Raw genomic sequence first — 25,707 nt, forward strand, 5'->3', positions numbered from 1 at the left:
TGCTAGAAATTCGGCCATGTTCACGACGCCGCTCGAGATCAGGGGGCCGTTCCGGGCCCCGCGCAACCTGCTGCTCGACCAGACCTACGGGGATCACGCGGGGATCCACGACCCTGCCACCGCACAGCGGTTGGGTGTCGCGGGAGCGGCGGTCGAGGGGCCCACCCACTTCAGCCAGTACGACCCCCTGGCGGCCCGGATGTGGGGCGAGCAGTGGTTCTCCTCCGGCTGTCTGAGCGCACACTTCGAGGCCATCTGCCTCGACGGCGAGCGGACCCGGGCGACCGCCGCCTTCACCGGGAACCGGGCGCTGATCCACACCTCGAAGGAGGACGGCACACGTGTCCTGTCCGGCACCGCGACCCTCGGCGACGAACCGACCGCCCTGGACGAGCGGCTGGCCCGGCTCCGCCCCCTGCACCGGCCCGTGATCTTCGAGGGGTGGAAGCCCGGCCGCACCGGCGCTCGGCCCGAACACGTCCGGATGGGCCCCGACACCCACCTGGGCGACCTCTATCCGTTCACCCTGAACCGCAAGCTGGAGACGATCACCGAGCCCAGCCCCTGGTACACCGGCCCGGACAACCCCTGGGGCCGGCCGATCGTGCCGCTGGAGATGATCAGCGTGCTCGCGATGTCCACCTGGGCCGAGTCCGGCCTCGTCAAGGCCGAGCCCACGGTCGGGCTCTTCCTCGACCTCCAGATCAAGCTTCTCGCCGGTCCCGTGTTCGTGGACGCGCCGTACGTGCTGGAGCGCGAGGTCGTCGCGCTGGGGGAGACCCGACGGACGGAGACGGCCTGGGTGCGGACCACTGTCACCTGCGAGACGACCGGGTCCGCCGTCGCCGAAGTCCTGCTCCACCAAGGCGTGTTCAAAGAGTCCTACCCGGACTATCCGCACGACCCGGAGTATCCGCAGGCCTCGAACTCCCCGGGAGGATCCCGTTGAGCCACTACCGCAGCAATCTGCGCGATCTGCGCTTCAACCTCTTCGAGGTGCTCGGCCTCGACCGCCGGCTCGGCACGGACCGCTTCGAGGACATCGACGCCGACACCGCCCGCGCCATCCTCACCCAGGTCGAACAGCTCGCCACCGGGCCGGTGGCCGCGTCGTTCACCGACAGCGACCGCAACCCGCCCACGTACGACCCGACAACCTGCTCCGTCACCCTGCCCGAAGCGTTCCGCCGCAGCTACCAGGCCTACATGGACGCCGAATGGTGGCGGCTCGACCTGCCCGTCGCTGCCGGCGGCACGCCCGCACCCCGCGCCCTGTGGTGGGCGGTCATCGAGATGATCCAGGGCGCCCACGCACCGGTCTACATGTACGGCAGCGGCCCCGGGTTCGCCGGTCTCCTGCACCGGCTCGGCACCCCCGAACAGGCCCGGATCGGCAACCTCATGATCGCCCGCCGGTGGGCCGCGTCGATGGTCCTCACCGAGCCCGACGCCGGCTCCGACGTCGGAGCCGGCCGCACCCGGGCCGTACGACAGTCCGACGGGAGCTGGCACATCGAGGGCGTCAAGCGGTTCATCACCTCGGGAGAGCACGACCTGGCCGAGAACATCGTCCACTTCGTGCTGGCCAGACCCGAAGGCGCGCAGCCCGGCACCAAAGGCCTCTCCCTCTTCCTGGTCCCCAAGTTCCACTTCGACCCCGCCACCGGCGAGACAGGGGAGCGCAACGGGGTCTTCGCGACGCACGTCGAGCACAAGATGGGCCTGAAGGCCTCCACCACCTGCGAGCTGACCTTCGGCGCGGACACACCCGCGGTCGGCCGGCTGCTCGGCGACGTGCACGACGGCATCGCCCAGATGTTCCACGTCATCGAGTCCGCGCGCATGCAGGTCGGCGTCAAGGCCATCGCGACCCTGTCCAGCGGCTACCTCCACGCACGCGAGTACGCCCGCACCCGCGTCCAGGGCGCCGACCTCACCCGCACCGCCGACAAGGCCGCGCCCAGGGTCACCATCGACCGGCACCCCGACGTACGGCGCATGCTGATGCTGCAGAAGGCGTACGCGGAGGGCCTGCGCGCGCTCTATCTCTACACCGCCGACTGGCTCGACCGGGACGACGTGGACCGCACCACGGCGGCCGTCCTGAACGACCTGCTGCTGCCGGTCGTCAAGGGCGTCGGCTCCGAGCGTTCCTACGAACAACTCGCCCTGGCCCTCCAGACGTTCGGCGGCTCCGGCTACCTCCAGGACCATCCGCTGGAGCAGTACCTGCGGGACGTGAAGATCGACTCGCTGTACGAGGGCACGACCGGCATCCAGGGCCTGGACTTCTTCTTCCGGAAGATCTCCCGCGACGGCGGCGCGGCACTGTCGGTGCTGACCCGTGAGATCCAGGGCTTCCTCGACGGCATCGCGGCCGAGGGCCGGCTCAAGACCGAGCGAGCCGCGGTGGCCGCCGCCCTCGCGGATGTACGGGCCATGGTCGACGTGATGCTCGGCTGGCAGCGGGACACGGGCGAGCGCCCCGAAGAGGTCTACAGGACCGGCCAGAACACCACCCGGCTGCTGATGACCTTCGGCGACCTCATGATCGGCCATCTGCTCCTCCGCCAGGCCTCGGTGGCCCTCACCGCACTGGACGCGGGCACGGCCGAGCCGGACTTCTACACCGGCAAGCTCGCCGCCGCCCGGTTCTTCGCCTCGACGGTCCTGCCCGAACTGGCGGGCCGGCTCGCCGTCCTGCGGCAGACCGACCACCACCTCATGGAGATACCGGACGGGGCCTTCTGATGCACCGACTGAGCGCCTTGCGGCAGGCCGAAGCGATCCGGGCCGGTGAACTGACCCCCGTCGAGCTGGTCGAGCACTATCTCGACCGGATCGAGCGCCTCGACCAACAGGTCGGCGCGTTCTCCCACGTGGCCGCCGACCAGGCCCGCGCCGCGGCCCGCGCCGCGGAGAAGCGGCTGACCGGGCGGACCGGGCGGAGCGGCGCGACGGAACTGCCACCCCTGTTCGGCGTTCCCACCGCGGTCAAGGACCTCACCGCCACCCGCGACATGCCGACCACCTTCGGCTCGGCCGCCTTCAAAGGCTTCACGCCGCCCGTCGAGGCGCACGTCGTCCGGCTGCTGCGCGAGGCGGGCACCATCAGCCTCGGCAAGCTGAACGCCGCCGAGTTCGGCCTGTCCCCCTACACCGACACCTACGCGGGATCCTCGCGCACGCCCTGGGACCTCACTCGCACCGCGGGTGGCTCCAGCGGCGGATCGGGCGCGGCCGTCGCCGCCGACCTCGTGCCCTTCGCCCACGGCAACGACGCGGGCGGGTCCGTGCGCATCCCGGCGAGCGTGTGCGGGGTCTTCGGCTTCAAGCCGTCCCGGGGCCGGATCAGCAACGGCCCCCTCGCGCCGGACCCGGTCATCCAGCTCTGCCAGGGCCCGCTGGCGCGTACGGTCGCCGACGCGGCGGCCCTCCTCGACGCGATGGCCGGTCCCCAGCCCGGCGACCTGTTCTGGGCGCAGCCGCTGCCCGACGGCGACAGCTTCCTCGACCGGTCCGCACGGGAACCCGGACGCCTGCGCATCGGCCGGTTCATCCACCCCGGCAGCGACGAGGTCGACGTCCATCCGGACGTCGTCACCGCGTACGAGCAGGCCACCGCGCTCCTGGTCTCCCTCGGGCACGAGGTCGAGGACATCGAGCCGCCGTTCGGGTCCTCGATGGTCGAGGAGTTCCGGGACGTGTGGTCCGTACGCTCCCTGCGCGTACCGGTGACCGACGAGGACCTGCTGCTTCCGCTCACCCGGTACTGGCGTGAGCGCGGCCGGTCCGTCAGCTCCGAGCGGTTCCTCGGGGCGCTGCAGGACATCCAACTGCGCGCTGTTCAGGCGATGACCGCCGCCCACCGGTTCGACGCGGTCCTGAGCCCGACCCTGGCGCTGCCCCCGCAACGCCCCCAGTGGTTCAAGGAACACGGCCCGGCGACCGACCTGAAGCGCCAGTTCCTGGCATCCCCCTACGCCGCCGCGCAGAACGTCACCGGCCAGCCCTCGGCGAGTCTGCCGCTGCACTGTTCCGCGCAGGGACTGCCGATCGGGGTCATGCTGACCGGCCGGCTCGGAGAGGATGCGCAACTCCTCTCCCTGTGTGCCCAGTTGGAGGAGGAACGGCCCTGGGCCGGACGCCGGCCCCCGCTCTGAACGACGCCTCGATCGATCCCGAAAGCACTCGAGGTGCCGAAAGCACCGACGTACCCGAAGCACCGACAGCACGTACCCGCACACCCCGTGGTCGCGCATTCGCGCAGGCGCACAATCCAGGAGGCACCCCATGGCACGTGTTCCACTCAGATTCGGCGTCTGCGCCCTGGCCCTCGGCCTCGCCGTGACGGGCTGCACCACGTCGGCCGACGACACCGGCGGCAAGGACGGCGGGAAGAAGGTCAAGGTCTCCATCGCCACGTCCTCCGACCCGACCAGCCTGGACCCCCAACTGGGCACCGTCGCCGCCGACTTCGTCTTCGCCCGCATGCTCGACGACCAGCTCGTCCGCCGCGACGACAAGGGGAAGATCATCCCCGGCCTCGCGTCCCGGTGGAAAGCCGACGCGAAAACGGCCGAGTTCACGATCCGCTCGGACGCCAAGTGCACCGACGGAACGAAGGTCACCGCTTCCGGCGTGGCGAAGGTGCTGACCCGGTTCGCCGACCCGGCCACCAAGTCGACCGCCGCGAGCCAGGTCTTCGGCCCCGGCGCCAAGGTCACTGCCACCGGCGACGACGCGACCGGCACCGTGTCCGTGAAGCTCGACAAGCCCTGGTCCGACCTGCTCTACGGCCTTGCCCTGCCTCAGGCCGGCATCGTCTGCCCCGCCGCCCTCGACAAGCCGGAGCTGCTCAAGTCCGGCAAGAAGGGCGCGGGCACCGGCGCGTACTACATCCAGTCCGCCGAGCCCGGCGCGCGGTACACACTGAACGCGGTCGAGGGATACACGGGCTGGGCGACGTACAAGAACATGCCCAAGGGCACGGTGCCCGACGTCGTGGAGATGCCCGTCATCCAGTCCGAGGCCACAATGGCGAACAACCTCGCCGCGGGCACCCTCGACTACGCGGCCTTCACCGGCCCGGACGTCGCCAGGTTCGTCAAGAACGACAAGTTCACGATCAACCCGGCACCCATCGTCCGGATGATGGTCGTGTTCAACGAACGCAAGGGCCACCCCGGCGCCGACGCGAAGGTCCGCGAGGCCGTCGCCCGGAGCCTGGACCGCAAGGCCTTCAACCGGGCCGTCACCCGCGGCAGCGGAACTCTGATGAGCAGCATCACCGACGCGAGCGTGCCGTGCGCCAACAAGAACGAGTCCCTGCTCGCCAAGACGGACCCGGCCGCCGCCAAGGACGTGCTCAAGGGCATGAAGATCAAGCTGGTCGGCACGAACGCCGTCGCGTCCGGCTCCGGCAACGAGTACGTCCAGGCCGCGCTGAAGGCCGCGGGCGCCGACGTGTCCCTGCGCAACGCCGACAGTGCCACCTGGGGCAACGACGTCATCAGCAACAAGGGCGACTGGGACCTCACCGTCCTGCCCAACCTCAACCTCACCAACCTGCTGACCACCCCGGCCAGCCTCTTCGCAGGACCCGGCCCGGCCGACGGAGGCCGCAACTTCCCCGGCACCCGCAACACGGACTTCGAGCAGGGCTTCGGCGCGGCGATGGCCACCACCGACGAGGCCGCGAAGTGCGCCGCCTGGGACAAGGCGCAGAAGGCGCTCCTCACCCGCTTCGACGTGGTCCCGATGGCGACGGTGAACCTGAACTACACCACCGCGGCCCGCGTCTCCATCGCCGCCCCCGACGGCCTGCTCGCCCCCGAGACCGTCCGCGTCGCCCCGTAGCCCCGGCCCGTGACACCCGGACCGGCCGGGGCCCAGCCGCCCCGGCCGGTTCTCCGCCCCAAGTGAGGAGAGTCGTGGAGACTTTGACCGCATCCCTGAAGGCGGCCACGCCGAAGACCGCCGGCTCCCCGTGGCCGCGGTTCCTACTCGGTCGTCTCGCCGGCCTCGCGGGTGTGCTCGTCACGCTGGTCGTCGGCACGTTCCTGATCGTCCAGCTGATCCCGGGCGACCCCGCCCAGGTGATGGCCGGACCCGACGCCGGACCGGCACGGATCGAACAGATCCGGCACGCGCAAGGACTGGACGAGCCGCTGCTCACCCAGTTCCTGCACTACGCGAGCGGCCTGCTGCACGGCGATCTCGGCACGTCCTTCGCCAGCGGCCTGCCGGTCTCCGACATCATCACCGACCGGCTTCCCTTCACCGCCCAGATCGCCCTGCTCGCCGTCGTGATCGCCCTCGCCGTCAGCATTCCGCTCGGCATGGCCGTCGCGGTGGCCTGCCGAGGGGGCCGCCGCAGGACACTGGACACCGCGTTCACCTCGGTGACCTCGATCCTGGGCTCCGTCCCCGAGTTCGTGCTCGCCAGCCTGCTCATCATGCTCTTCGCGATCAAGCTCAAGATGCTGCCACCGTCCGGCGCCGCCACCCTCGACGCGACGATCCTCCCGGTCCTCGCCCTGACCATCGCCCCCGTCTGCACCCTGGCCCGCGTCGTCCGCCGCGAGACCGCGACCGTCCTGGCCATGGACTACATGCGCACCGCACGCGGCCGCCGCCCCGGCGCACTACGGCTCTACGCACGCCACGCCCTGCCCAACCTGATGACCAGCACCCTCACCCTCGGCGGCCTGATCCTCACCGGGCTGCTCGGCGGCGCGGTCATCGTCGAGTTCGTGTTCGCCTGGCCCGGACTCGGTACCGGAGTGCTCGACGCCCTCGTCAAGCGCGACTACCCGGTGATCCAGGGCGTCGTCCTCGTGCTCGGCGTCCTGGCCACCCTCCTCAACCTCCTCGTGGACGTCGTCCTCGGCCTCCTCGATCCCCGCAGCCTCCGCGGAAAGGCGGGCGACGCATGATCGACAAGCTCCGCAGGTCACCCGTCCTGGCCCTCGGCCTCACCGGACTCGCCCTCTTCGTGGTCCTCGCCACCGTCGCTCCCGCCGTCTGGGGCGACCGGGCCGCCACCCTCACCGACCAGACCCATCTGGGGGCCTCCGCCGCGCACTGGTTCGGCACGGACGCGCTCGGCCGGGACATCTTCGCCCGCACCATGGTCGCCACCCGGCTCACCCTGCTCATGTGCCTGGCGACCACCGCCATCGCCGCCGTGGGCGGCATCGGCTTCGGCGCGGCGATCTGGGTGGCCGGCCCGCGCGTACGGGCCTTCGGGCAGCGCCTCGTCGACGTACTGATCTCCTACCCCAGCGTCATCTTCGCCCTCGCCCTGGTCGCGATCCTCGGCCCCGGCGCCGTCACCTCCGTCGTCGCGATCGGCCTGGCGACCTGCCCCGCGTTCGCCCGCCTCACCACCAACCTCGCCGCGTCCATCGCCGGCCGGGACTTCGTCTCCACCGCCCGCCTGCTCGGTGTGTCCCCGGGCCGGCTGCTGCGCCGCCACATCCTGCCGAACATCGCCGAGCCGCTGCTGGTGCTGCTCGCGGTCGCCTTCACCGTCTCCCTGAAGGCGCTGTCGGGACTGTCGTTCCTCGGCGTCGGCGTCCAGGCGCCGGACTACGACTGGGGATCGGTCCTCAACAAGGGCCTCGAAGGCATCTACCTCAACCCCTGGCCCGCGCTCGGCCCCTCCCTCGTCATCGTTCTCGCCGGGCTAGCCGGCGGGCTGACCGGCGACGGACTCGCCGCCGCGATCAACCCCGCGGCCCGCCGCAAGCGCGGCTACCGCGCCCGGATCGAAGCACTCACCAGCGCTTCGCGCACCGGCGACGCACGCACCAGTCCCGCTCCCACCGGCGACGTACTCACCAGCCCCGCTCCGACCGGCGACGCACTCGCCGTCGCCGACCACCTCAGCGTCGTCCTGCCCGACGGCACCCGCCTCGTCGACGACATCTCCTTCACCCTCGCCCCGGGCGAAGTCCTCGGCCTGGTCGGCGAGTCGGGCTCGGGCAAGAGCCTGACCGCGATGGCCCTGGCCCAACTCCTGCCCGACGACCTCACAGCGGTGGCCGGCACCCTCAGGGTCGGCGACCTCGACCTCACCGGCAGACCACCGGCCGCACGCCTGGCCACCGAGATCGGCATCGTCCACCAGGACCCGTCCGCCGCGTTCAACCCCACGCTCAAGCTCGGCGGCCAGCTCACCGAAGCCCTGCGCATCCACGGCCGCACACCCCGCAAGGCCGCCGCCCGACAGGCCGCCGACCGACTCGCCGCGGCCCGCGTGACCCTGCCCGAACAACGGCTCCGGCAGTACGCCCACGAACTGTCCGGCGGCATGCGCCAGCGCGCCATGATCGCCTCGGCGCTGCTCACCTCGCCGAAGCTCCTCATCGCCGACGAGCCCACGACCGCACTCGACGTCACCGTGCAGGCAGAAGTCCTCGGCCTGCTCCGCGAGGCCAACGAGAACGACGGAACCACCGTCCTGCTCATCTCCCACGACATCGGTGTCGTCTCCGCCGTCTGCGACCGGGTCCTCGTCCTGTACGCGGGCCGCATCGTCGAGGCGCTGCCCATCGAGCGTCTCCGCGCCGGCGACGCCGACCACCCCTACACGCAGGCACTGCTCGCCGCCACGCCCACCCTCCACTCCGCGGTCGACGAACCCCTGGCCTCCCTGCCCGGCCGGCCCCCGCACCCCGCCGACCGCCCCGCGGGCTGCGCCTTCGCACCACGCTGCCCCGGCGCCCGCCCGCAATGCCACGAGGAGGCGCCGCCGTTGACGTCCACCGGCACCGGGGCCGCCGCCTGTCACGCACTCACCTGGGACAAGGAGCAGGTCGGATGACCGAGCCACTACTGCGGGTCCAGGACCTCGACGTCACGTTCGGACGGCAACAGGTGCTCAAGCAGGTCAGCCTCACCGTCCCCGAGGGTCGCACCGTCGGCCTCGTCGGTGAGTCGGGCTCCGGGAAATCGACCCTGGCCAAGGCCGTCGTAGGACTGGTCAGACCGTCCGCGGGACGCATCCTGCTCGACGGCGTCGACCTCACCCACACCCGGCGCACCGTCGCCGAGCGCCGCCGCGTCCAGATGATCCCGCAGGACCCGTACGCCTCCCTCAACCCGCGCATGACCGTGGGCGAGACGCTCGCCGAAGCGCTCGACCCGCGCCGCGCCGACGTGAAGAAGCACCGGGCGGAGATCGAGGCGCTCCTCCACCGCGTGGCCCTCGACGGCGAGGCCGCCACGCGCCACCCCCAGGCCTTCTCCGGCGGCCAGCGCCAACGCATCGCCGTGGCACGGGCGTTGGCGGTACGACCCGCCCTGATCATCGCGGACGAGATCACCTCCGCACTGGACACCTCGGTACAGGCGGAGGTGCTCGGCGTCCTGCGCGAAATGCGCGCCGAACTCGACCTGACGATGCTGTTCATCTCCCACGACCTGGCCGTGGTCCGGCACGTCTGCGACGAGGTGGCCGTCCTGCGCCACGGAACCCTGGTCGAAGCAGCGCCCCGCGACGTGCTGTTCACGACCCCGCGGCACGACTACACCAGACTGCTGCTCGACAGCGTCCCGGACGGGGGCCCGCTGCGCTGAAAGCCGGACACGGAGCCGCTCAGAACCTCGGCCGGTCGTCCACCGCGACCAGATTGTGCTCGCGCAGGGTGTAGATCAGCCCGTCGTCCGCATTGAGGTGCGGACCGCTGTACCAGGCGCCGTTGATCCCCGCGATCACGGTGGTGACCGCGAACGTCCTCGGGTGGAACCGGAACAGCGTGGTGTCGGAGACTCCGTAGACCGCGCCGCGATTGGTCACCAGTGCGGCGAAGCCCTTGCAGACCTTGCTGATGTCCGCGGTGAACACCACCTTCCTGGTGCGCAGATCGATCACGAACTGCCCGCCCTTGGTGGTGACTCCGTAGAGGTGGTGGCCCTGCACCGCGAGGGCCGCGATCCCGGCGTCCTGATGGGTCTCCAGGCGCCACCGTTCCGTGCCGTCGAGCGGGTCCACGGCGACCACGGTGGCCCGCGGCCCCGTCCTGAGGGCGTTGTCACCGCCCAGATAGGCGACGCCGTCCCGATGGGCGACCGCGCGGACGTGTTGCTGCTCGTCGATCGGATCGAGGTACGAGACCGACTTCCCGGTGCGCGGAGAGTACGTCCACAGCGCGCCGCCGCCTTCGGTGTCGCTCTGCACACCGACCAGGAGCAGCTGGTTCAGCGGGTCCCAGGAGACGTCGAGCGGCCGGTTCTGCACGCTGGGGAAGGCCGCCACCTGTTCGGGGCCTTGGCCGGAGGCCGGGCTGTAGCGCCAGATGCCCTGAGCGTTGTACTGCCCGGTGTAGACGCTGCCCTCGATGACCTCCAGGTCCTTGGCCTCGCCGGGTGCGCGCAGGTTGAGCGGTTCGCCGCCGCGCAGACTGTGCCGGGCGATGGCGCCGGTGCCGCCCACGTAGACATGGCCGCCGCCGGCCGCGACACCCATGCCCGCCTGGGGCCGCGCGGGGGCGCCGGCCTCGCCCAGATCGCTGATCCGGGAGGTGCGCGCCACCAGATCGATCTCGGCGACGAACCCGTACGCCGACACCACGATCAGCTGTCCGTCCCGGTGGTCGATGCCCCAGATCTCCCCGAGGTCGGGGCCGTCGAACTCCAGCGCGCCGACCTTCTTCTCCTCCGGGTCGTAGAACTGCACGCCCTTGTCGGTGGCGTAGTAGATCCGGTTGCCGTCGGTGGCGAAGGTCTTGACGGTGGTGCCGTTGCTGGGCAGCACGGTGTACGAGGACAGGTCGTCCAGGTCGAGTACGGCGAACTTGGCGGGCTCCGCGGCACCGGAGGTGCCGACCACCAACTGCCTTCCGAGGACCGCTATTTCGCGAAGGCTCGGGTCCTTCTCCAGCTCTCTGGGAACGACATTGGTGAAGGTCTTCTTCGCCCTGTCGTAGGCGTAGAGGGACGCTTTGCTCGCCGCTCCGCCACCGGACAGCACGCTGCCGGCGCCGAAGAAGACGGTGGTGTCGGTGGCCGCGACCGCGCGGGCCAGGGTGGCACCCGGGTCGGGGGTGCCGAGGTCGGTGACGGTGCCCTTGGCAGGGTCGTACTCCCACAGGACCGGTGGCTTGGTGGGGATGCCTCCGACCGCGTAGACCGTGCCGTCGGGGGCGACCGCGAGGTCACGGATGTCCCGGTCCTCGGTGCGGCCGAGGGCGACGGCGGGCTTACCGGTGTTGGACAGGTCCCAACGGAAGAGGTTGGGCCTGCCCTCGTCGCCCTTGAGCAGGACGCCTATGTAGAGCCAGCGGCCGGTCGGGTCGGCCGCCATGGCCTGGATGCTCGGCTCGGGACCGGCGGGGAGATCGGTCTGGGCCACCACCTTGCGGCTCGGCAGGTGGAAAGCGATCACACTCGCCGGCTTGAGGTTGCGGGAGCCGATGTAGACGGTGTCGCCCACCAGCACCCCGCTCATCAGCGAGAACTGGACGAGCCCGGGACCGAGATCGGTGACCGTGGTGGTCGGCGCCGTGCCGTCCGCCGCGTGGGCCGGGGAGAAGAGCCCCGCGTCGCCGGCGACCGCGAGGCCGAGCGCGCCGCCGGCCTGGATCAGGCGGCGCCTGCTCATGGAGGAAGAGCCGGTCATGAGTACACCTCGCTGTACATGGGGGTGGGTGGATGCGGTCCGGGACCGGATGGAGCCGGCCGGGTGGAGCCGGCCGGGTGTGGCCGGGTCAAGGCAGGTCGAAGATGCGGATGTCGTCGTGGCGCACGATCCGGGTGGGCACGTCGCCCTTGGCCGGCGACTCCGAGGGCCGGTAGAGGCCCCACTTGAGGTAGCCGTGGTCGGCCGGGTTCTGCGGCTTGTAACTGACGATGTCCTGGTACGAGGCCATGGGCCGGTAGCCGGACTCCCCGGGCAGCCGTACCGAGACCTTGAACCAGCCGGTGGCGTCGGTGGCCCAGTGGGCGTCGACGCGGAAGTCCAGCCACTGGTTGATGTACGGGCGGAAGTCCTGCACCACGGTGGACTGGAGGTTCAGGTTCGGCGCGCGGAAGGCGATGTCGTTGCGCTTCGTCATGAGGTAGAAGCCGGGTGGGTTCCCGCCCGCGTACTTGCCCTGGAAGAAGATGTCGCCGCTGTCGCTGTCGCCGGCGGTGAAGGGCTTCCAGTCCTTGAGCTGGACGCTGAACTCGTAGCGCTGGGTGTCTCCCGGGACGAACTGGCCCCGGGGGAGCAGGTCGGTGGCGCTCTCGCTGCGCGGTGCCCCGTCGGACTCGTAGGCCGGGTCGCCGAGTGTGACCTTGTGCTGGACTCCGTGGGTACCGGTGCGCCCGGGCTCGATCACGGCGGAGGCGTCCGGTGCCGTGGCATGGGTCGTGGTGAGGCCGGCGATCCCCGAGTCGAGGGTGCCGCTCTCGTAGTCGACGTCCAGTTCGGCCGAGGCGATGCGGCCGGGCGGGCGGTGCGGCTCCCCGCCCTGTGCGGAGGGCGCGTTCAGCAGGGACGGAACGGCGAGTGCTCCGACGGACAGGAGCAGGGGAAGTGAGCGCTTGACGTTCAAGTCATCCTCCGAATTCACGGAACCAGCGGGAGAGCGTGGGGGGCGACGACGAGCCACTCGCCGAGCTTCATTCGATGTCGCTTTGACGCTGCCCGGCGGGGGCATCCTGGCATGCAACTAAGCGATATCGAAAGAAGGTTGCGTGAAGATCTTGGTTCCGCAGGTGAACTGGCGATCGTTCGAGGCAGATAATCGGGATTGATCGCTCAGTCCATATGAATCAAAGTCGGGAGGTGTGACGGTGTGACGAGTGCGACCACGTCACCTTCGTTTCGGGCAGATACTTTCGTATGACACAGCAGTGCACCCCCGGGCCTGGAAGGCCTCGGGGGTGCGGAGCGTCTTCACGCCGGGCCGGGTCCGTCGGGCAAGCGCCCGACGGACCCGGTGGCGGCTGGTCAGACTCGGTCGGCGGCGATCAGGACGTACTGGAAGGAGCCGTCCTTGTAGGAGTTGATGAACGCTTCCTCGATCCCCGTGACCAGGGAGGACGTCGCCCGCAGCTCCCAGTAGGGCAGGGTGGCGGGGGTGAGGTCGATGACGGCCTGCGGGACCAGGCGGTTGTCGGCCATCGCGCGCAGGTACTCACGGCGCGAGTGGATGTTGCACTCGAAGTGCGCGTTGATCTGCGAGACCCACTTCGACGGCTGCCCGTACCGCGGGTTCCAGCAGCCGGTGATGGTCACGTAGCGGCCGCCGACCTCGAGGATGCGGGAGTGCTCCGCCATGAGGTCCTGCAGGTCGACGTACATGCTCGACTCGTTGTTCCACGACGCCGCGGCCCGCCCGGTCTCGAACGGCATGTCGAGCATGTTGCAGACCTGGGCGCGTACGTGGTCCTGGATGCCCAGCTCCTGGGCGCGCCGGTTGGCGAACTCGGCCTGCTTGGCCGACAGGGTGACACCCTCGAGCTTGCTGCCGAAGCGCTGGTGCGCCATCACCATGGAGCCGCCGCGCCCGCAGCCGGCGTCCACCAGGGTGTCGTCGCGCCCGATGCCGCCGAGGTTCTCCAGGAGGACGTCGGTCTGCGCCGACTCCAGCCGGTGCAGCTCGGCGATGAGCTTCTTCTCGCTCTCGCTGTCCTCGGGGTCGCCGAGTGCGGCGTGGTCGACGTCACCGATGCCGTAGTGGTGGTGGTAGAGACCGTCGACGTCGCCGAGACGCAGGTTCACGGGCCGGGCCTCCCCGTCCCAGTAGCGCGCGATGTCGCCCTGGTAGGGGGTCGCCGGGCCGGGGATGGACACGGAGGCGGAGGTGGCGGTGAGCTCGGTGCTGGTCGTGCTGGTCACAGATGAGTCCATTCTTCCTACCAGAAGTCCGGCAGGCTGTAGCGATAGGTGTTGGTCTGGTGCCAGTGGTGGTTTCCGTCGACCCAGGCGGCCACGCCCCGCAGGAAGCGGTGCACCGTCGGGATCGGGCAATCGGCGGCGAGGGCCGCGGCGTTGCTCTCGAAGTCGTGCATGAGCTCGTTGTGGACCTCGACCGACTTCAGATAGGCGTCCCGGTCGGACAGGCCCTCCCGCTCGGCGATCACGACGGGCAGGTTCAGGTGATTGCCGGGAGCGTCGAGTTCCTTGGTGTACGAGTACAGGTCGTTCACGATCGTCGTGGCGTTCCCGGCGAGCGCGATGACCTTCTGCATGGCCGTCTGGGCGTGCAGGTCCGCCGGCAGTTCGTAGCCGCCGACGGTGTCGGTGATGGTCGGGCAGGGGCGGAAGTTGTTGAACTGGCGCATCGCCAGGTACTCCCACACCTCGGGTACGTGGTTCATCTGGGCCCAGGCGGCCTCGGCGAGGTACCCCAGGTGGAGCCGGGCCATGTCGTGCCGGTACCGGTCGCTCTGGGAGGGGGTCGCCGCCTGGTCGAAGTAGGCCATGGCGGAGCGGTAGGCGCGCCGGGGCGCGTCCGAGTGGAGAGACTCCGCCCACGGCGCCTGGTACTCCTGCGTCGTGTACACGGGGTCGAGCGCGGTGTGCGCCAGCAGGAGCCGTTCGCCGAGCCCGTCGGGTGAGCCGCCGTGGTCCTCGCAGTAGCAGTCGTCGACCGCGTTCTCGGCCACCATCAGGCGGGTGGCGATCATCAGGTGGTCGATGGTGGGCGCGTCCGGGTGGCAGCCGACCATGTAGCGGCCCACGGAGAAGCCGTCGAACTGCTCCTCCCACTCCTCGGGGTACAAGGAGACCTCGTCCATCGCCCAGGACTTGATCCTGCGGCTGAGTTCCTCTACGCGCACCGGGTCGGGCTCGGCCACCGGGTGGTAGTAGAGACCCGGGATCGGGGTGCCCTGCGCCTGGGGTTCCGGCGGCGGAGGCTCCGTCGGGACCTGCGGGCGCGGGGTCAGGCTCAGGCCCGCCGTGCCCAGACCGCTGGGTCCGGGCAGGACCGCTTCCGGGCCGGGGACCTGTGCCGGAACGGAAGCCGCGGGTGGTGCGGGTACGGACGGCGCGCCGGACAGCTCGCCGGTGACGGCCTTGATGTCGCGGGCACGGGCAGCGACTTCGGCGAGGAAGTGCGCCGTGGAGCGGTCGGCGGCCGCCGGCAGGCTCGACTGGGGAGGTGTCGTCTCGGGGGCGGGCATCGGTGGCTCCTTCGTGGGGTGGGCGGCTGTCTCCCAGGGCCTTCCGGCGGGTGCGGCCGTCCCGGGCGGACCGGGGTGGCCGCACCGTGCCGTGCGGGCCGGGACCGCTACCGGGGCCAGCGGCCGATCTGTACGTTCTCCAGCACGCCGACCGCGTCCGGCACGAGGATGGCCGCGGAGTAGTAGGTGCTCACGAGATAGGACGTGATGGCCTGCTCGTTGATGTTCATGAAGCGGACCGACAGACCCGGCTCGTACTCGTCCGGCAGACCCGTCTGGTGCAGACCGATGACGCCCTGGTTGTCCTCGCCGGTACGCATGCAGAGGATGGAGCTGGTCCGCTCCTTCGTGATCGGGATCTTGTTGCACGGGAGGATCGGGACCCCGCGCCAGGCCGGGACCTGCTGACCGCCGAGGTCGACATGGTCCGGGTACAGGCCCCGGGCGTTGAACTCACGCCCGATCGCCGCGATGGTCTTGGGGTGCGCGAGGAAGAACTTCGACCCGCGACGGCGGCAGAGCAGCTCGTCCAGGTCGTCCGGGGTGGGCGGGCCGGAGTGCGGCTGGAGGCGCTGCTTGAAGTCGGCGTTGTTGAGGAGGCCGAACTCCTTGTTGTTGATGAGCTCGTGCTCCTGGCGTTCGCGCAACGCCTCGATGGTGAGCCGGAGTTGCTCCTTGGTCTGGTTCATCGGCTCGTTGTAGAGGTCGGCGACCCTCGTGTGGATGCGCAGGATGGTCTGGGCGACCGAGAGTTCGTACTCGCGCGGATTGAGCTCGTAGTCGACGAACGCGCCGGGCAGCTCGTGCTCGCCGGTGTGGCCGGCCGACATCGCGATCTCGGCCTCGCCGCGGTGGTTCTGCCGCTGGTGGGGGAGCGAGGTGAACTGGGAGATGTGGTCCCGCAGGGCGGGCGCCGTGGCGAGCACCGACTCGAAGTCGGCGCGCGACAGGGTGAGGAGGGTGCCCGCCGTCTCGGCGGTGGCGGTGTGCTGCCACGGGCCGCTGCCGTCCAGCAGGGCGTGGTCGCCGAAGCGGTCGCCGTCGGCCAGTACGTCCAGGGCGACCTCGTCGCCGTACTCGCCGACGGAGGTCTGGCTGATGCGGCCGTGGGCGATGAGGTGGAGCTTGTCGGCGCCCTGCCCGCGCTCCACCAGGGTCTCGCCGGCCTGGAAGTCGCGCTGGACGCAGCGGTCGGCGAGGGCGGTCAGGACCTCCACGTCGTCGAAGCCGCGCAGCATGGCCAGTTCGCCGAGCTCGCGGGGGATGACCCGGACGTCGCCGCCGTCCTGGATGAAGTCCACGCGTCCGTCGCCGACGGTGTAGGTCAGGCGGCGGTTCACCCGGTAGACGCCGCCCTTGGTCTCCACCCAGGGGAGCATCCGCAGCAGCCAGCGGGAGGTGATCTCCTGCATCTGCGGAGCGGACTTGGTGGTGGTGGCGAGGTTGCGGGCCGCCGCCGTGCCGAGGCTGGTTTGCTGAGGTGAATCCGGCTGTACTTCCGGGCTCGTGTCGACAGTCATCGGGGCGAACTCTCCTTGTTCAGAGCGGGGGTGGCACGTCTGCGGGCGTCATGCGGGCAGGCAGGAGAAACGAGGTCGGCCGTGCGAAGGGGTTTCCGTCCAGGTCCCACTCGAAGCTAGGGGCCGGGCCACCCCGTGGACCAAGCGAAACGGGGGACGTTAACTCGATCCGATGATCAAGGCTCGGGCGATGTTTGCCGGGACACCAGCGGGATTCAGCCCGGCTGAGACCCTGCTCCGGCCGCGTGTCCCGGCCGGGCAGCCGGTCGGTCGCCGACGGGGGCGGGTGGGGGCGGACGGGGCGCGGGCAGGGGAGTGCCCCTGTTTTCGGGCCGGGGTGGGCGGTCCGGTCGAAAGTGGGGACCGCCGCTTGCCGTCAGGGACCGTCGGCGCGGCGGCCGGCACCCCGGCTCAGGGCGTCGCAATCGCGCCAGGAATCGGACAGGGCGATGTCATGGCTGGGGGAGGGGTTCGATATAGGGAACCGCATCCGCACGAACGCGAATCGAGGTGTCCGGCGCGGGCTCGTCCGCGGCCGTTCCCGCCCCGGATCGCGCCCCGGATTTCGCCGCGGATTTCGACGCGAGTCGGGCACTGACCGACAGCGGGTCAGGCCATGAGGCCGTGCACCAGAGCCCGGAGGCCGGCCTGGTAGGTGTCCTCGGCGGTCAGCGGTGCCCAGCGGTCCGCCACCTGTGCCAGGCGCGGCAGTTCCTCGGCGTCGAGTCCGGCGAAGACCTGCTCCCGGTACGTCGCGCGGCCGTCGTCGGTGCGGCGCCGGGTCGCTGTCGTGCGGACCACGATCTCTCCGGCGGTGTAGTACCAGATCGCGCGGTAGCCGTGCACGGCCCGCTCGGGGGAGAGGCCGCCTTCGACCAGGCCGTCGACGATCTGCTCGACGAACCACAGCGCGCTCGTGGACATGAGGTCGTCCGCGGTCAGCACCTCCACGATCCAGGGGCAGGCGGCGAGGGCCTCGTGGATCGCGGTGGCGGCCACGACGACCCGCTCGCGCGGCTCGGCGGGCAGTTCTGGCCGGTGCAGGGTGCGGGTGGCGTAGTCGTCGAGGAGGAGGACGAGGAGTTCCTCCTTGTCGCGGACGTGGTGGTAGAGCGCCATCGGTGTACTGCCGATCTCCGTGGCGAGGCGCCGCATGGTCAGCTTGCCCACGCCCGACTCGTCCACGATCCGGCGTGCTGTCCGGATGATCTCCTCGCGGGAGATACGGGGAGGTCGGCCCGGGGTTCTGCGCGGTGCGGACGGTTGCGGCATGCCCCCCATCATTCCTCAGGTGTCGACAGGGGCGAACCTCGGCGCTAGGTTTTCTTACATGTATAGAAACTCTCGTGGGAGGCCTGGAACGGTGCTGGCGGCAGCCGCCGTCGCCCAGTTCGTCGTCGCCCTGGACATGTCGGTGGTCAACGTCGCCTTACCCGCGATCCGTACGGCGCTGGACTTCGCGCCGCTGAACCTGTCGTGGGTGGTGCACGCCTACGCCCTCACCTTCGGCGGACTCCTGCTGCTGGGAGGCCGCGCGTGCGACCTGTACGGCCGGCGCCGGATGTTCGTCCTCGGGCTGGCCGTCTTCGCCCTGTGCTCACTTGCGGGCGGGCTGGCCCAGGCCCCATGGCAGCTGATCGCGGCACGCGCCGGGCAGGGAGCGGGCGCCGCCGCGGCCGCGCCGGCCGCGCTCGCGATGCTCACCACCACCTTCCCCGAAGGTCCCCGGCGCGTCCGCGCGTTGGGGGTGTGGAGCGCGGTGAACGCCGCGGGCGGGGCGCTCGGCGTGCTGGCGGGCGGACTGCTCACCGAGTACGCGGGCTGGCGCTGGGTCATGCTGATCAACCTGCCCATCGTCGCCGTGGCGCTCGCGCTCGCCCTCCGAGGTGTCCCCGCCGATGTGGCGCCCGCCCGGCGCGACAAGCTCGACGCGCCGGGCGCCGTCCTGGCGACGGGCGGCGTCGGCCTGCTGGTGCTCGGCGTCGTCCGCACCGACACGCTCGGCTGGACCTCCCCGGCCACGTGGGCCACCCTCGCCGCCGCGGCCGCACTGCTCGCCGCGTTCGTCCTCGCCGAAGCGCGGACCACCACACCCCTGCTGCGCCTGGGCCTGCTGCGCAGCCGCTGGGTCTGCGGCGCGAACGTGCTGGTGTTCCTGGCCGCCGCCGGACAGTTCACGGCGTTCTACTTCGTGTCCCTCTACATGCAGCAGGTCCTGGGCACGGGCGCCGCCGCGACCGGCACCGCGTTCCTGCCCTTCTCCCTGGGCCTGATCGCGGGAACCGTCCTCGCCACCCGCCTCACCGCCACCCGCACCCCGCGCGTGTCCCTGGTGCCCGGCGCCCTCCTGGCCGCGGCCGGCCTCGCCTGGTTCGCCCTCATCAGCCCCGACGGCGGCTTCCTGACCGACGTGCTCGGCCCCTCCCTCGTCACCGGCGTCGGCGCCGGACTGGTCCTCGCGCCCGTCGCCGCCGCCGCGACCACGGGCATCGCCCCGCGCGAGGCAGGCATGGCCTCCGGCCTCATGAACAGCTCCCGCCAACTCGGCGGCTCCATCGGCCTGGCCGCCCTGGCCACCGTCGCCGCACACCGCACCGGAACAGCCACCGGCCCCGGCGCGCTCAACGACGGCTACGCCCTGGGTCTGGCCCTCGCCGCCGCCGTCTTCGTCCTCGCGGCCGTCGTCGCCATCGTCGTACTGCCACGTGGCCGGGCCGTCACCCCTGCCCCGCGGTCCACAACCTCCACCGAGAACCATTACCAGAACCAGAACCAGAACCAGTTGGAAGGAACCCCGTCATGACGACCACCGCGATCGACCTGTTCGCCTCCGCATTGCACTTCCACCCCGACGGCGAGGTCCGTGCCGCCGAGCGCCGAATGACGTCCGGCGGCTCCGGCGCCTGGCAGATCGCCACCTTCCACGTGGAGTCCGACGCCGATGTCCACGCCGACCACTGGGAGATGCACCCGGAGGCCGAGGAAGCGGTGTGCTGCCTCACCGGCGGCATCCGCCTCTACCTCCGCCCCGAAACCCCCGGCGAGGCCGAGGACATGGTGCGGCTGGAGGCCGGCGCCGCCGTCATCGTGCCCCGCGGCCGCTGGCACCGTCTGCAACTGGACGCCCCCAGCGACCTGATGTCGATCACCCTGCGCGACGGCACCCGCCTGGAGAAGCGCAACGACGCCCATCTCGACGAGGGCAACGACATCCGCTGACCGATCGGTGGCCCGGCACCACGCCTGCCGGGCCACCACCGATGAGTTCACAGAGCGCCACGGTCCAGAAAGGGTGTCTGACCGATCGTCAAACTCCCGTAGACGAAGCGCTGATGACGTCCCCGGCCAGGCGAACCTGGCCGCGTAATCCGGCCCTGCCCGTAGACCGGAACGGCGGCTCGCGATAATCGGCCGATGAGCTCCATCGAACGCCCCATCCCGCCCCTGAACGCCGACGAGCGCACCACGCTCGAGAGCTGGCTCGACTTCCACCGCACCACACTCGCCATGAAGTGCGAGGGCCTGGACGACAAGCAGGCCGCCACCACGTCCGTGCCGCCCTCCGACTTCACGCTCATCGGCCTGGTCCAGCACATGGCGGAAGTGGAGCGGAACTGGTTCCGCCGTGTGTTCGCCGGGGAACAGGCCCCGCCCATCCACGACCCCCAGGCCGATCCCTCCGCCCCCGACGGCGGCTGGGAACTGGCGGACGGCGCCACCCTGCACGGCGCTCTCACCACCTGGCAGTCGGAGATCGCCCACGCCCGCGCACACTGCGCCGACCGCGCCCTGACGGACACCGGCCGCTTCATGGACCAGGACGTCAACCTCCGCTGGATCTACGTCCACATGATCGAGGAGTACGCCCGCCACAACGGGCACGCGGACCTGCTCCGCGAACGCATCGACGGCGCCACCGGCGTGTAACGCCCGCCCGATCAGGCAGAGTCCGCCCCGTCGACGACGGAGCCGACGACCGACGACCGACGACCGACGGCCACGGCGCGCGGTCGCCGGTCGTCGGCAGGGGCGGCCTTCACTGCCGCACGATCATCCTCAGGGACCATCAGACCCGTGACGCCTTCCCCCACGGAGCCGATCCGGTTCGACCCGGTGGCCGACGTACCGGAAGGCGCGGGCTGTGACCGTTGGTACCGCTCGACCGAGCGACAACCGACAGCGCCCCAGGAGCCCGCATGACTCTCCCCCCTGCCCCCGCGACCAAGGGAGTGCGCGGCGCGTGGAAACGCGCGCACGCCCCGGTGCCCGGAGTTCCCCGGTGGGCCAGGATCGCGGCCTACGCCACCCCCCTTCACCGTGCTCCCCTCCGGCGTGTGGCGGATCATGACCGTCGTCTTCCACATCGGCGACGACGGTCCGCACGGCGACGGCACGCTCCCGTCGTGGCTGCCGGGCCCCGTGTACATCATCGCCCTGTCCGTCTTCTCCGAACTGCTGGCCTTCACCGCGATCGGGCTGATCGCCGCGTGGGGAGAGGTCCTCCCGCGCTGGATTCCGCTGCTCGGCGGGCGCAGAGTGCCGCCGCTCGCGGCCGTCCTGCCCGCCGCCCTCGGCGCCACGATCCTCACCGCTCTGTGGACGACCGCCTTCGTCACCTCGCTGTCCGGACTCACCATCCGAGGCGACCAACTCCCCAGCGACTACCCGACGAACACGATGCACGGCTGGGAACTCGCCTTCTTCCACGTCACCTACGCCCCGCTCCTCCTCTGGGGCCCCCTGCTGGCAGCGGTCTGCTTCGCGTACGGGCGCAGGCGCGCCACCCGCACCCGGACGTCCTAGTCGGCACAGCACGGCGGGGGCCGGAGTTGACCGGAGGGCCGTGACGTCTAGGCTCACCCTCCATGATCTTGCTGAGTGACCCCCAAGTGGCCAGAATCCCCGTGCAGGACTGCGGCGAGCCTCTCGCAGAGATCGCCTCGGCCCCGGAGATCACACTGGACTCCCGGGAGCGGGACGAGGAAGGGGCGTACGGCCGAGTGAGGGCCGGAGTGCTCGAACGTCTGCGTGCGGCCTCCGAGAAGCTTCCCGAGGGCGTCCGGTTCCTCGTCGTGGAAGGGCACCGCAGCAGCGCCGAGCAGGCGCGGCGGTTCGCCCTCTACGAGGACCGCCTGCGCGGCTCGGGCGTCACCGACCCTGCCGAACTGCGGCGCCGCGCCAGTGCCTTCGTCTCCCCGGTCGAGGTGGCGCCCCACTGTGCCGGGGCGGCCCTGGACCTGACGCTCGTCGATGCCGACGGTGTGGAGCTGGACATGGGTGGCGCCGTGAACGGCCACCGCACCGGCGACGAGAAGTACTGCCCGCTCGACGCCCCGGGACTGTCCGACCGAGCACGCCGCAACCGCGACCTCCTGGCCCGAAACATGGTCGACGCCGGCTTCGTCAACTACCCCACCGAGTGGTGGCACTGGTCCTACGGCGACCGCTACTGGGCCCTGATTACCGAGGCCGACAGCGCCCTCTACGGACCCGCCTGACCACCACGCGCCACATGTCGCGAGCCACGATTCGCGACCTCGCAGCCGGAACCGGCGACCAGCGCCTCGCCGAGCGGCGTACGCCGATAGAGCACCGACCGTCCGGACCGGGCGCGGACGAGCAGCCCCGCGCCGCGCAGAATGGCGAGGTGGTCCCCTACCGCGCCGGGTGCCATCGCGAGGCTTCGGGCGAGGTGACTGGTACTGGCCGGGGCATCAAGGGCCAGCAGCAGTCGGGCCCGGGCCCGGCCGACGAGAGCGGTGAGGGCGTCCGGGTGGGGGACGCTCTCCTGTTCGCCCCACAGGGCGGCGGTGCCGCGGGCACGGTAGATCAAGGACCTGGGCCAGGGATCGTCCAGATGCGCGCCGACATCCCCGACGAAGACCGACGGGATCAGCAGGAGCCCGTCGCCGGCGAGGCGGACCGTGCCACCTCGGAAGAAGCCGATCTCGATGCCACCGGCGCGCCAGGCGATGCCCGGGTGCAGGCTCTCGATGGCCGTGGCCCACCCGTGTTCGCCGATCACCCCCACCCGGTGCACGACATCGCGCTCACAGACCGCGCGCAGTTGCGGCCAGTCCGCGGCGAGCAGCTCGTGCCACGCCCGGTCCATCGCCTCGGCGATCCTGGACACGGCGTCCGTCGAGTCCAGCACCGCGCGCACGCGCGGATCACGGGGGGACGGGCCGGTCGCGCCGGTGACGAACTCGCGGCGGGCCGCTTCCAGCGGCGTGGCCCGGATCAGAGCCAGGTCGTCCGCCCAGGTCTGGTTGAGCCCGCGCGGCGGAGGGGCGACGAAGTCCGGTCCGCCGCGCGAGGTCTGCAGAGCGAGGAAGGCGTCCAGTTCGGTCTCGCGGCGCAGCCGTTCGAAGGCCGGCAGAAGCCGGGTGGCCCAGGCCCGGGGGAGCGGCCGGCCCTGGCCGGCGAGGGAGCGCAGCAGCAGGCAGAGGTCCAGCGCGGGCGACAGCGCGAAACGGCTGCGCAGCAGGTCATCGACGGAGACTTCGAAGCGCAGCACCCCGTCATGCTAGCGCGGGACGCCCCTTTGGATTCGTCCAGCGACGAATCATTGGTGAGCGGCGTGCGCGCACGGCGAGGCTGCGCGGCATGACCGCAACCGCCGAACCCGCGCAGAGCGACCACCGCGCCACCTATCGGCAGGTGCTGTCCGAACCGCGGTTCCGGCTGCTCTTCGCGACCCGTACCGTCGCGATCACCGCGGACGCGCTGCGGATCACCACGTTCTCGGTCCTGGTCTTCGCGGCCACCGGCTCTGCGCTGCTCAGCGCACTGGCCTTCGGTATCGGCTTCCTCCCGCAGCTGTTCGGCTCGCTGCTACTGGGTTCGCTGGCCGACCGGCTGCCGCCCCGCGCGCTCATCGTCGGCGGCTACTCCTTGGGGTGCGCCGCCGCCCTGCTGCTCGCCCTGGTGCCGATGCCGACCGCGGCGAGCCTCGGCGTCGTGGCACTGGTCGCCCTCGCCACCCCGGTGTTCAGCGGAGCGTCGAGTCGGCTCGTGGCCCACTGGCTGGAGGGCGACGCGTACGTACTGGGCCGCTCGCTGAACAACATCGCCGCCTCCGGCGCGCAACTGCTCGGTCTGGCGCTGGGAGGCGCGACCGTCGCGGCCCTCGGCCCGCACCGGGCGCTCGCGGTGAGCGCCGCCCTCTACTTCGGCTGCGCGCTCGCCATCCGCATGCGGCTCCCCCGACTGAAACCGGCACAGTCCGACGGCACACTTCGCAACGCTCAGGGCGGCGGCGGGGCCGTCCGGACCAGCCTCTACGGTGCCGGACTGCTGCTGCGCGGACGTACGGTCCGACGACTGATGCTGGCCCAGTGGCTGCCGCCCGCGTTCGTGGCGGGCGCGGAAGGTCTGATCGTCGCCTACGCGGGAGGACGCGACTTCGCGCCCGGCTGGTACGCGGTGCTGATGGCCTGTCTGCCCGTCGGCATGCTCGTCGGCAACCTGCGGGTGGGGCGACTGCTACGGCCACGCATCCGCGAGCGGCTCGTCGTCCCGCTGACCGCACTGATGGGGCTGCCGCTGGTCGGCTTCGCCGCCGAGCCCGGAGTGGCCGTCTCGTCCTGCCTGCTGCTGCTCTGCGGCTTCGGATTCGCCTACGGTCTCGGCCTGCAACGGCCGTTCCTGGACGCTCTGCCACCGGACGGCCAGGGCCAGGCCTTCGGTCTGCTCGGCTCCGGCGGCATGACACTGCAGGGCGTCGGGCCGGCCTGCTTCGGCGCGGTGGCGGCAGGCATCGGAACAGGCGGGGCGATCGCCCTGGCGGGCGGCGCGGCAGCGCTCGCCGGCGGCTGGATTCTCACCTGGCACCGGCCCGCATCCCCGAAACTCGTACGGGATCTCGAGACCACGAACACCTCACGGAAGGCGCACACCGCATGATCGACGCGTTCGCGAAGGACAACCTGCACGGCAGACTGCGGCGGGACCGCGAGGCGCTGCTGTGGAAACTCGACGGCTTGTCCGAGTACGACGTCCGCCGGCCTCTGACAGCGACCGGGACCAACCTCCTCGGTCTGGTCAAACACGTGGCGACCGTCGAGGCCAGGTACTTCGGCGAGGTCTTCGGCCGCCCGTCTCCGGAGCCGCTGGGCAGGTGGCAGGACTCCGACGGCAGCGACCAGTGGGCGGCCGAGGACGAGACCCGGGAACAGATCATCGGGTTCTACCGGCGCACTTGGGAACACTCGGACGCGACGATCGACGAGCTTCCTCTCGACGCCCCCGGCCATGTGCCGTGGTGGTCGGAGCCGTATCCCAACACGAACCTGTTCGCGATCACCACCCACGTCCTGAGCGAGACCGTCCGGCATGCCGGGCACGCCGACATCCTGCGCGAGAGCGTCGACGGCCGGACCGGGCTGCGCGCCGAACACGAGAGACGGATCGACGAGGAGGCCCGGGCCGCCCACCGCGCGAAGATCGAGCGGGCCGCCAGATCCGCCGCATCAGTCAAGGCATAGCCGGACCGGTCGGCGAGGCCGACGCCGTGGGGGCATCCCCGTTCGGAGATGCCCCCAGGGGACAGCGCGCCGCTACAGCCGGGAGCCGAGCATCAGGCCGGTGCTCGCGGCGACGCGTTGTCCTTCTTGCTCAGGCAGGCGGTCAGAAGGAGACGCTGACGCCGAACTCGTGGTACTGGCCTACCGCACCGAGAACCTGGTCCTGGACGGCGCCGGCCTGCGCCAGGAGCGACGCGTCGCTGACGGCCTGGGGGCCGGCCACGACGGAGGCGTGCGGGGCCACGCCGCCGGAGACGGTGTCGAGGTCGGCGTCGGTGAGCTCGACGGTACGAAGCTGGTGAGCGGAGTTCATTTCAGTACTTCCCTTTCGCACGGATGGATCCACAAGAGGGGGTGGCCCCGCTGGGGACTGCGGGCCTCGACCGCAGGAACGGCGACGCCCGTCCGGGGGCGCCGCCACTCCGGGGGAGCGGTGCCGTGGATCAAACCACGCAGCCCACGGAAGATCTAATGAACAGCCGCTCCGGCCCGCCCTGTTCAACGTCCGAGCGGCACACTCGCGTGGACCCGTACACGGA

22 protein-coding genes are annotated in these 25,707 nt (G+C 71.0%); 14 read left to right on the forward strand and 8 right to left on the reverse strand.

The window, feature by feature from the left end:
• Nucleotides 1-16: 16 nt before the first annotated feature.
• The 7 genes from ACIBTU_RS07775 (at nucleotide 17) to ACIBTU_RS07805 (ending at nucleotide 9,585) form a co-directional block, all read left to right on the forward strand.
• The gene (locus tag ACIBTU_RS07775; protein WP_399125052.1) at nucleotides 17-949 is read left to right on the forward strand and encodes a hypothetical protein; all 933 of its coding nucleotides are present in this window, start codon (nucleotides 17-19) and stop codon (nucleotides 947-949) included.
• The gene (locus ACIBTU_RS07780; RefSeq protein WP_399125053.1) at nucleotides 946-2,751 is read left to right on the forward strand and encodes an acyl-CoA dehydrogenase; all 1,806 of its coding nucleotides are present in this window, start codon (nucleotides 946-948) and stop codon (nucleotides 2,749-2,751) included. Before ACIBTU_RS07775 ends, ACIBTU_RS07780 begins: the two co-directional genes overlap by 4 nt.
• Entirely contained in the window at nucleotides 2,751-4,163 is a 1,413-nt protein-coding gene (locus ACIBTU_RS07785) for an amidase (protein WP_399125054.1), read from the forward strand. The genes ACIBTU_RS07780 and ACIBTU_RS07785 overlap by 1 nt, the downstream gene beginning before the upstream one ends.
• Nucleotides 4,164-4,293: 130 nt before the next feature.
• A complete protein-coding gene (locus tag ACIBTU_RS07790; RefSeq protein ID WP_399125055.1) occupies nucleotides 4,294-5,859 on the forward strand; it encodes an ABC transporter substrate-binding protein in 1,566 nt (521 codons plus the stop codon).
• Nucleotides 5,860-5,933: 74 nt separating this feature from the next.
• Nucleotides 5,934-6,938, forward strand: coding sequence for an ABC transporter permease (locus ACIBTU_RS07795; protein WP_399125056.1), 1,005 nt, complete (start codon nucleotides 5,934-5,936; stop codon nucleotides 6,936-6,938).
• Complete coding sequence (locus ACIBTU_RS07800) at nucleotides 6,935-8,830, forward strand: dipeptide/oligopeptide/nickel ABC transporter permease/ATP-binding protein (RefSeq protein WP_399125057.1); 1,896 nt, start codon at nucleotides 6,935-6,937, stop codon at nucleotides 8,828-8,830. Before ACIBTU_RS07795 ends, ACIBTU_RS07800 begins: the two co-directional genes overlap by 4 nt.
• The gene (locus tag ACIBTU_RS07805; RefSeq protein WP_399125058.1) at nucleotides 8,827-9,585 is read left to right on the forward strand and encodes an ABC transporter ATP-binding protein; all 759 of its coding nucleotides are present in this window, start codon (nucleotides 8,827-8,829) and stop codon (nucleotides 9,583-9,585) included. Before ACIBTU_RS07800 ends, ACIBTU_RS07805 begins: the two co-directional genes overlap by 4 nt.
• Before the next feature lie 19 nt (nucleotides 9,586-9,604).
• Here ACIBTU_RS07805 and ACIBTU_RS07810 read toward each other — a convergent pair whose 3' ends face one another.
• The 6 genes from ACIBTU_RS07810 to ACIBTU_RS07835 form a co-directional block, all read right to left on the reverse strand.
• Nucleotides 9,605-11,626, reverse strand: a complete 2,022-nt coding sequence (locus ACIBTU_RS07810; RefSeq protein ID WP_399125059.1) for a PQQ-binding-like beta-propeller repeat protein — start codon at nucleotides 11,624-11,626, stop codon at nucleotides 9,605-9,607.
• Between the two features lie 88 nt (nucleotides 11,627-11,714).
• Entirely contained in the window at nucleotides 11,715-12,545 is an 831-nt protein-coding gene (locus ACIBTU_RS07815) for a heparin lyase I family protein (RefSeq protein WP_399125060.1), read from the reverse strand.
• Between the two features lie 398 nt (nucleotides 12,546-12,943).
• The gene (locus ACIBTU_RS07820) at nucleotides 12,944-13,846 is read right to left on the reverse strand and encodes a geranyl diphosphate 2-C-methyltransferase (RefSeq protein ID WP_399125062.1); all 903 of its coding nucleotides are present in this window, start codon (nucleotides 13,844-13,846) and stop codon (nucleotides 12,944-12,946) included.
• A gap of 5 nt (nucleotides 13,847-13,851) precedes the next feature.
• Nucleotides 13,852-15,123 (reverse strand): family 2 encapsulin nanocompartment cargo protein terpene cyclase, encoded by a 1,272-nt coding sequence (locus ACIBTU_RS07825; RefSeq protein WP_399125063.1) that lies wholly within the window; start codon nucleotides 15,121-15,123, stop codon nucleotides 13,852-13,854.
• 107 nt (nucleotides 15,124-15,230) lie between these two features.
• Nucleotides 15,231-16,643 (reverse strand): family 2B encapsulin nanocompartment shell protein, encoded by a 1,413-nt coding sequence (locus ACIBTU_RS07830; RefSeq protein WP_399125064.1) that lies wholly within the window; start codon nucleotides 16,641-16,643, stop codon nucleotides 15,231-15,233.
• 609 nt (nucleotides 16,644-17,252) lie between these two features.
• Nucleotides 17,253-17,915, reverse strand: a complete 663-nt coding sequence (locus tag ACIBTU_RS07835; protein ID WP_399125065.1) for a TetR/AcrR family transcriptional regulator — start codon at nucleotides 17,913-17,915, stop codon at nucleotides 17,253-17,255.
• Between the two features lie 58 nt (nucleotides 17,916-17,973).
• Here ACIBTU_RS07835 and ACIBTU_RS07840 point away from each other — a divergent pair, with 58 nt between their 5' ends.
• The 5 genes from ACIBTU_RS07840 (at nucleotide 17,974) to ACIBTU_RS07860 (ending at nucleotide 22,141) form a co-directional block, all read left to right on the forward strand.
• On the forward strand, nucleotides 17,974-19,446 hold the full coding sequence (locus ACIBTU_RS07840; RefSeq protein WP_399125066.1) for an MFS transporter: 1,473 nt from the start codon (nucleotides 17,974-17,976) through the stop codon (nucleotides 19,444-19,446).
• Nucleotides 19,443-19,862: a cupin gene (locus tag ACIBTU_RS07845; RefSeq protein ID WP_399125067.1), complete on the forward strand. Its 420-nt coding sequence runs from the start codon at nucleotides 19,443-19,445 to the stop codon at nucleotides 19,860-19,862. The genes ACIBTU_RS07840 and ACIBTU_RS07845 overlap by 4 nt, the downstream gene beginning before the upstream one ends.
• A 195-nt stretch (nucleotides 19,863-20,057) precedes the next feature.
• Nucleotides 20,058-20,570, forward strand: coding sequence for a DinB family protein (locus tag ACIBTU_RS07850; protein ID WP_399125068.1), 513 nt, complete (start codon nucleotides 20,058-20,060; stop codon nucleotides 20,568-20,570).
• A 390-nt stretch (nucleotides 20,571-20,960) separates the two neighbouring features.
• Entirely contained in the window at nucleotides 20,961-21,446 is a 486-nt protein-coding gene (locus tag ACIBTU_RS07855) for a hypothetical protein (RefSeq protein WP_399125069.1), read from the forward strand.
• A gap of 62 nt (nucleotides 21,447-21,508) precedes the next feature.
• On the forward strand, nucleotides 21,509-22,141 hold the full coding sequence (locus ACIBTU_RS07860) for a M15 family metallopeptidase (protein ID WP_399125070.1): 633 nt from the start codon (nucleotides 21,509-21,511) through the stop codon (nucleotides 22,139-22,141).
• Here ACIBTU_RS07860 and ACIBTU_RS07865 read toward each other — a convergent pair.
• Nucleotides 22,126-23,160 (reverse strand): winged helix-turn-helix domain-containing protein, encoded by a 1,035-nt coding sequence (locus ACIBTU_RS07865; protein WP_399125071.1) that lies wholly within the window; start codon nucleotides 23,158-23,160, stop codon nucleotides 22,126-22,128. The two genes, ACIBTU_RS07860 and ACIBTU_RS07865, sit on opposite strands and share 16 nt — an antisense overlap.
• Nucleotides 23,161-23,249: 89 nt before the next feature.
• On the opposite strand from ACIBTU_RS07865, the gene ACIBTU_RS07870 reads away from it, so the two are divergent.
• Nucleotides 23,250-24,548 (forward strand): MFS transporter, encoded by a 1,299-nt coding sequence (locus ACIBTU_RS07870; RefSeq protein WP_399125072.1) that lies wholly within the window; start codon nucleotides 23,250-23,252, stop codon nucleotides 24,546-24,548.
• A complete protein-coding gene (locus ACIBTU_RS07875; RefSeq protein ID WP_399125074.1) occupies nucleotides 24,545-25,129 on the forward strand; it encodes a DinB family protein in 585 nt (194 codons plus the stop codon). The genes ACIBTU_RS07870 and ACIBTU_RS07875 overlap by 4 nt, the downstream gene beginning before the upstream one ends.
• Nucleotides 25,130-25,271: 142 nt before the next feature.
• Here the strand turns inward: ACIBTU_RS07875 and ACIBTU_RS07880 are convergent, their stop codons facing one another.
• The gene (locus tag ACIBTU_RS07880; protein WP_399125075.1) at nucleotides 25,272-25,481 is read right to left on the reverse strand and encodes a class IIb bacteriocin, lactobin A/cerein 7B family; all 210 of its coding nucleotides are present in this window, start codon (nucleotides 25,479-25,481) and stop codon (nucleotides 25,272-25,274) included.
• Between the last annotated feature and the right edge of the window lie 226 nt (nucleotides 25,482-25,707).

This window comes from Streptomyces sp. NPDC050145 (genome assembly GCF_044460245.1).
Lineage (GTDB): Bacteria > Actinomycetota > Actinomycetes > Streptomycetales > Streptomycetaceae > Streptomyces.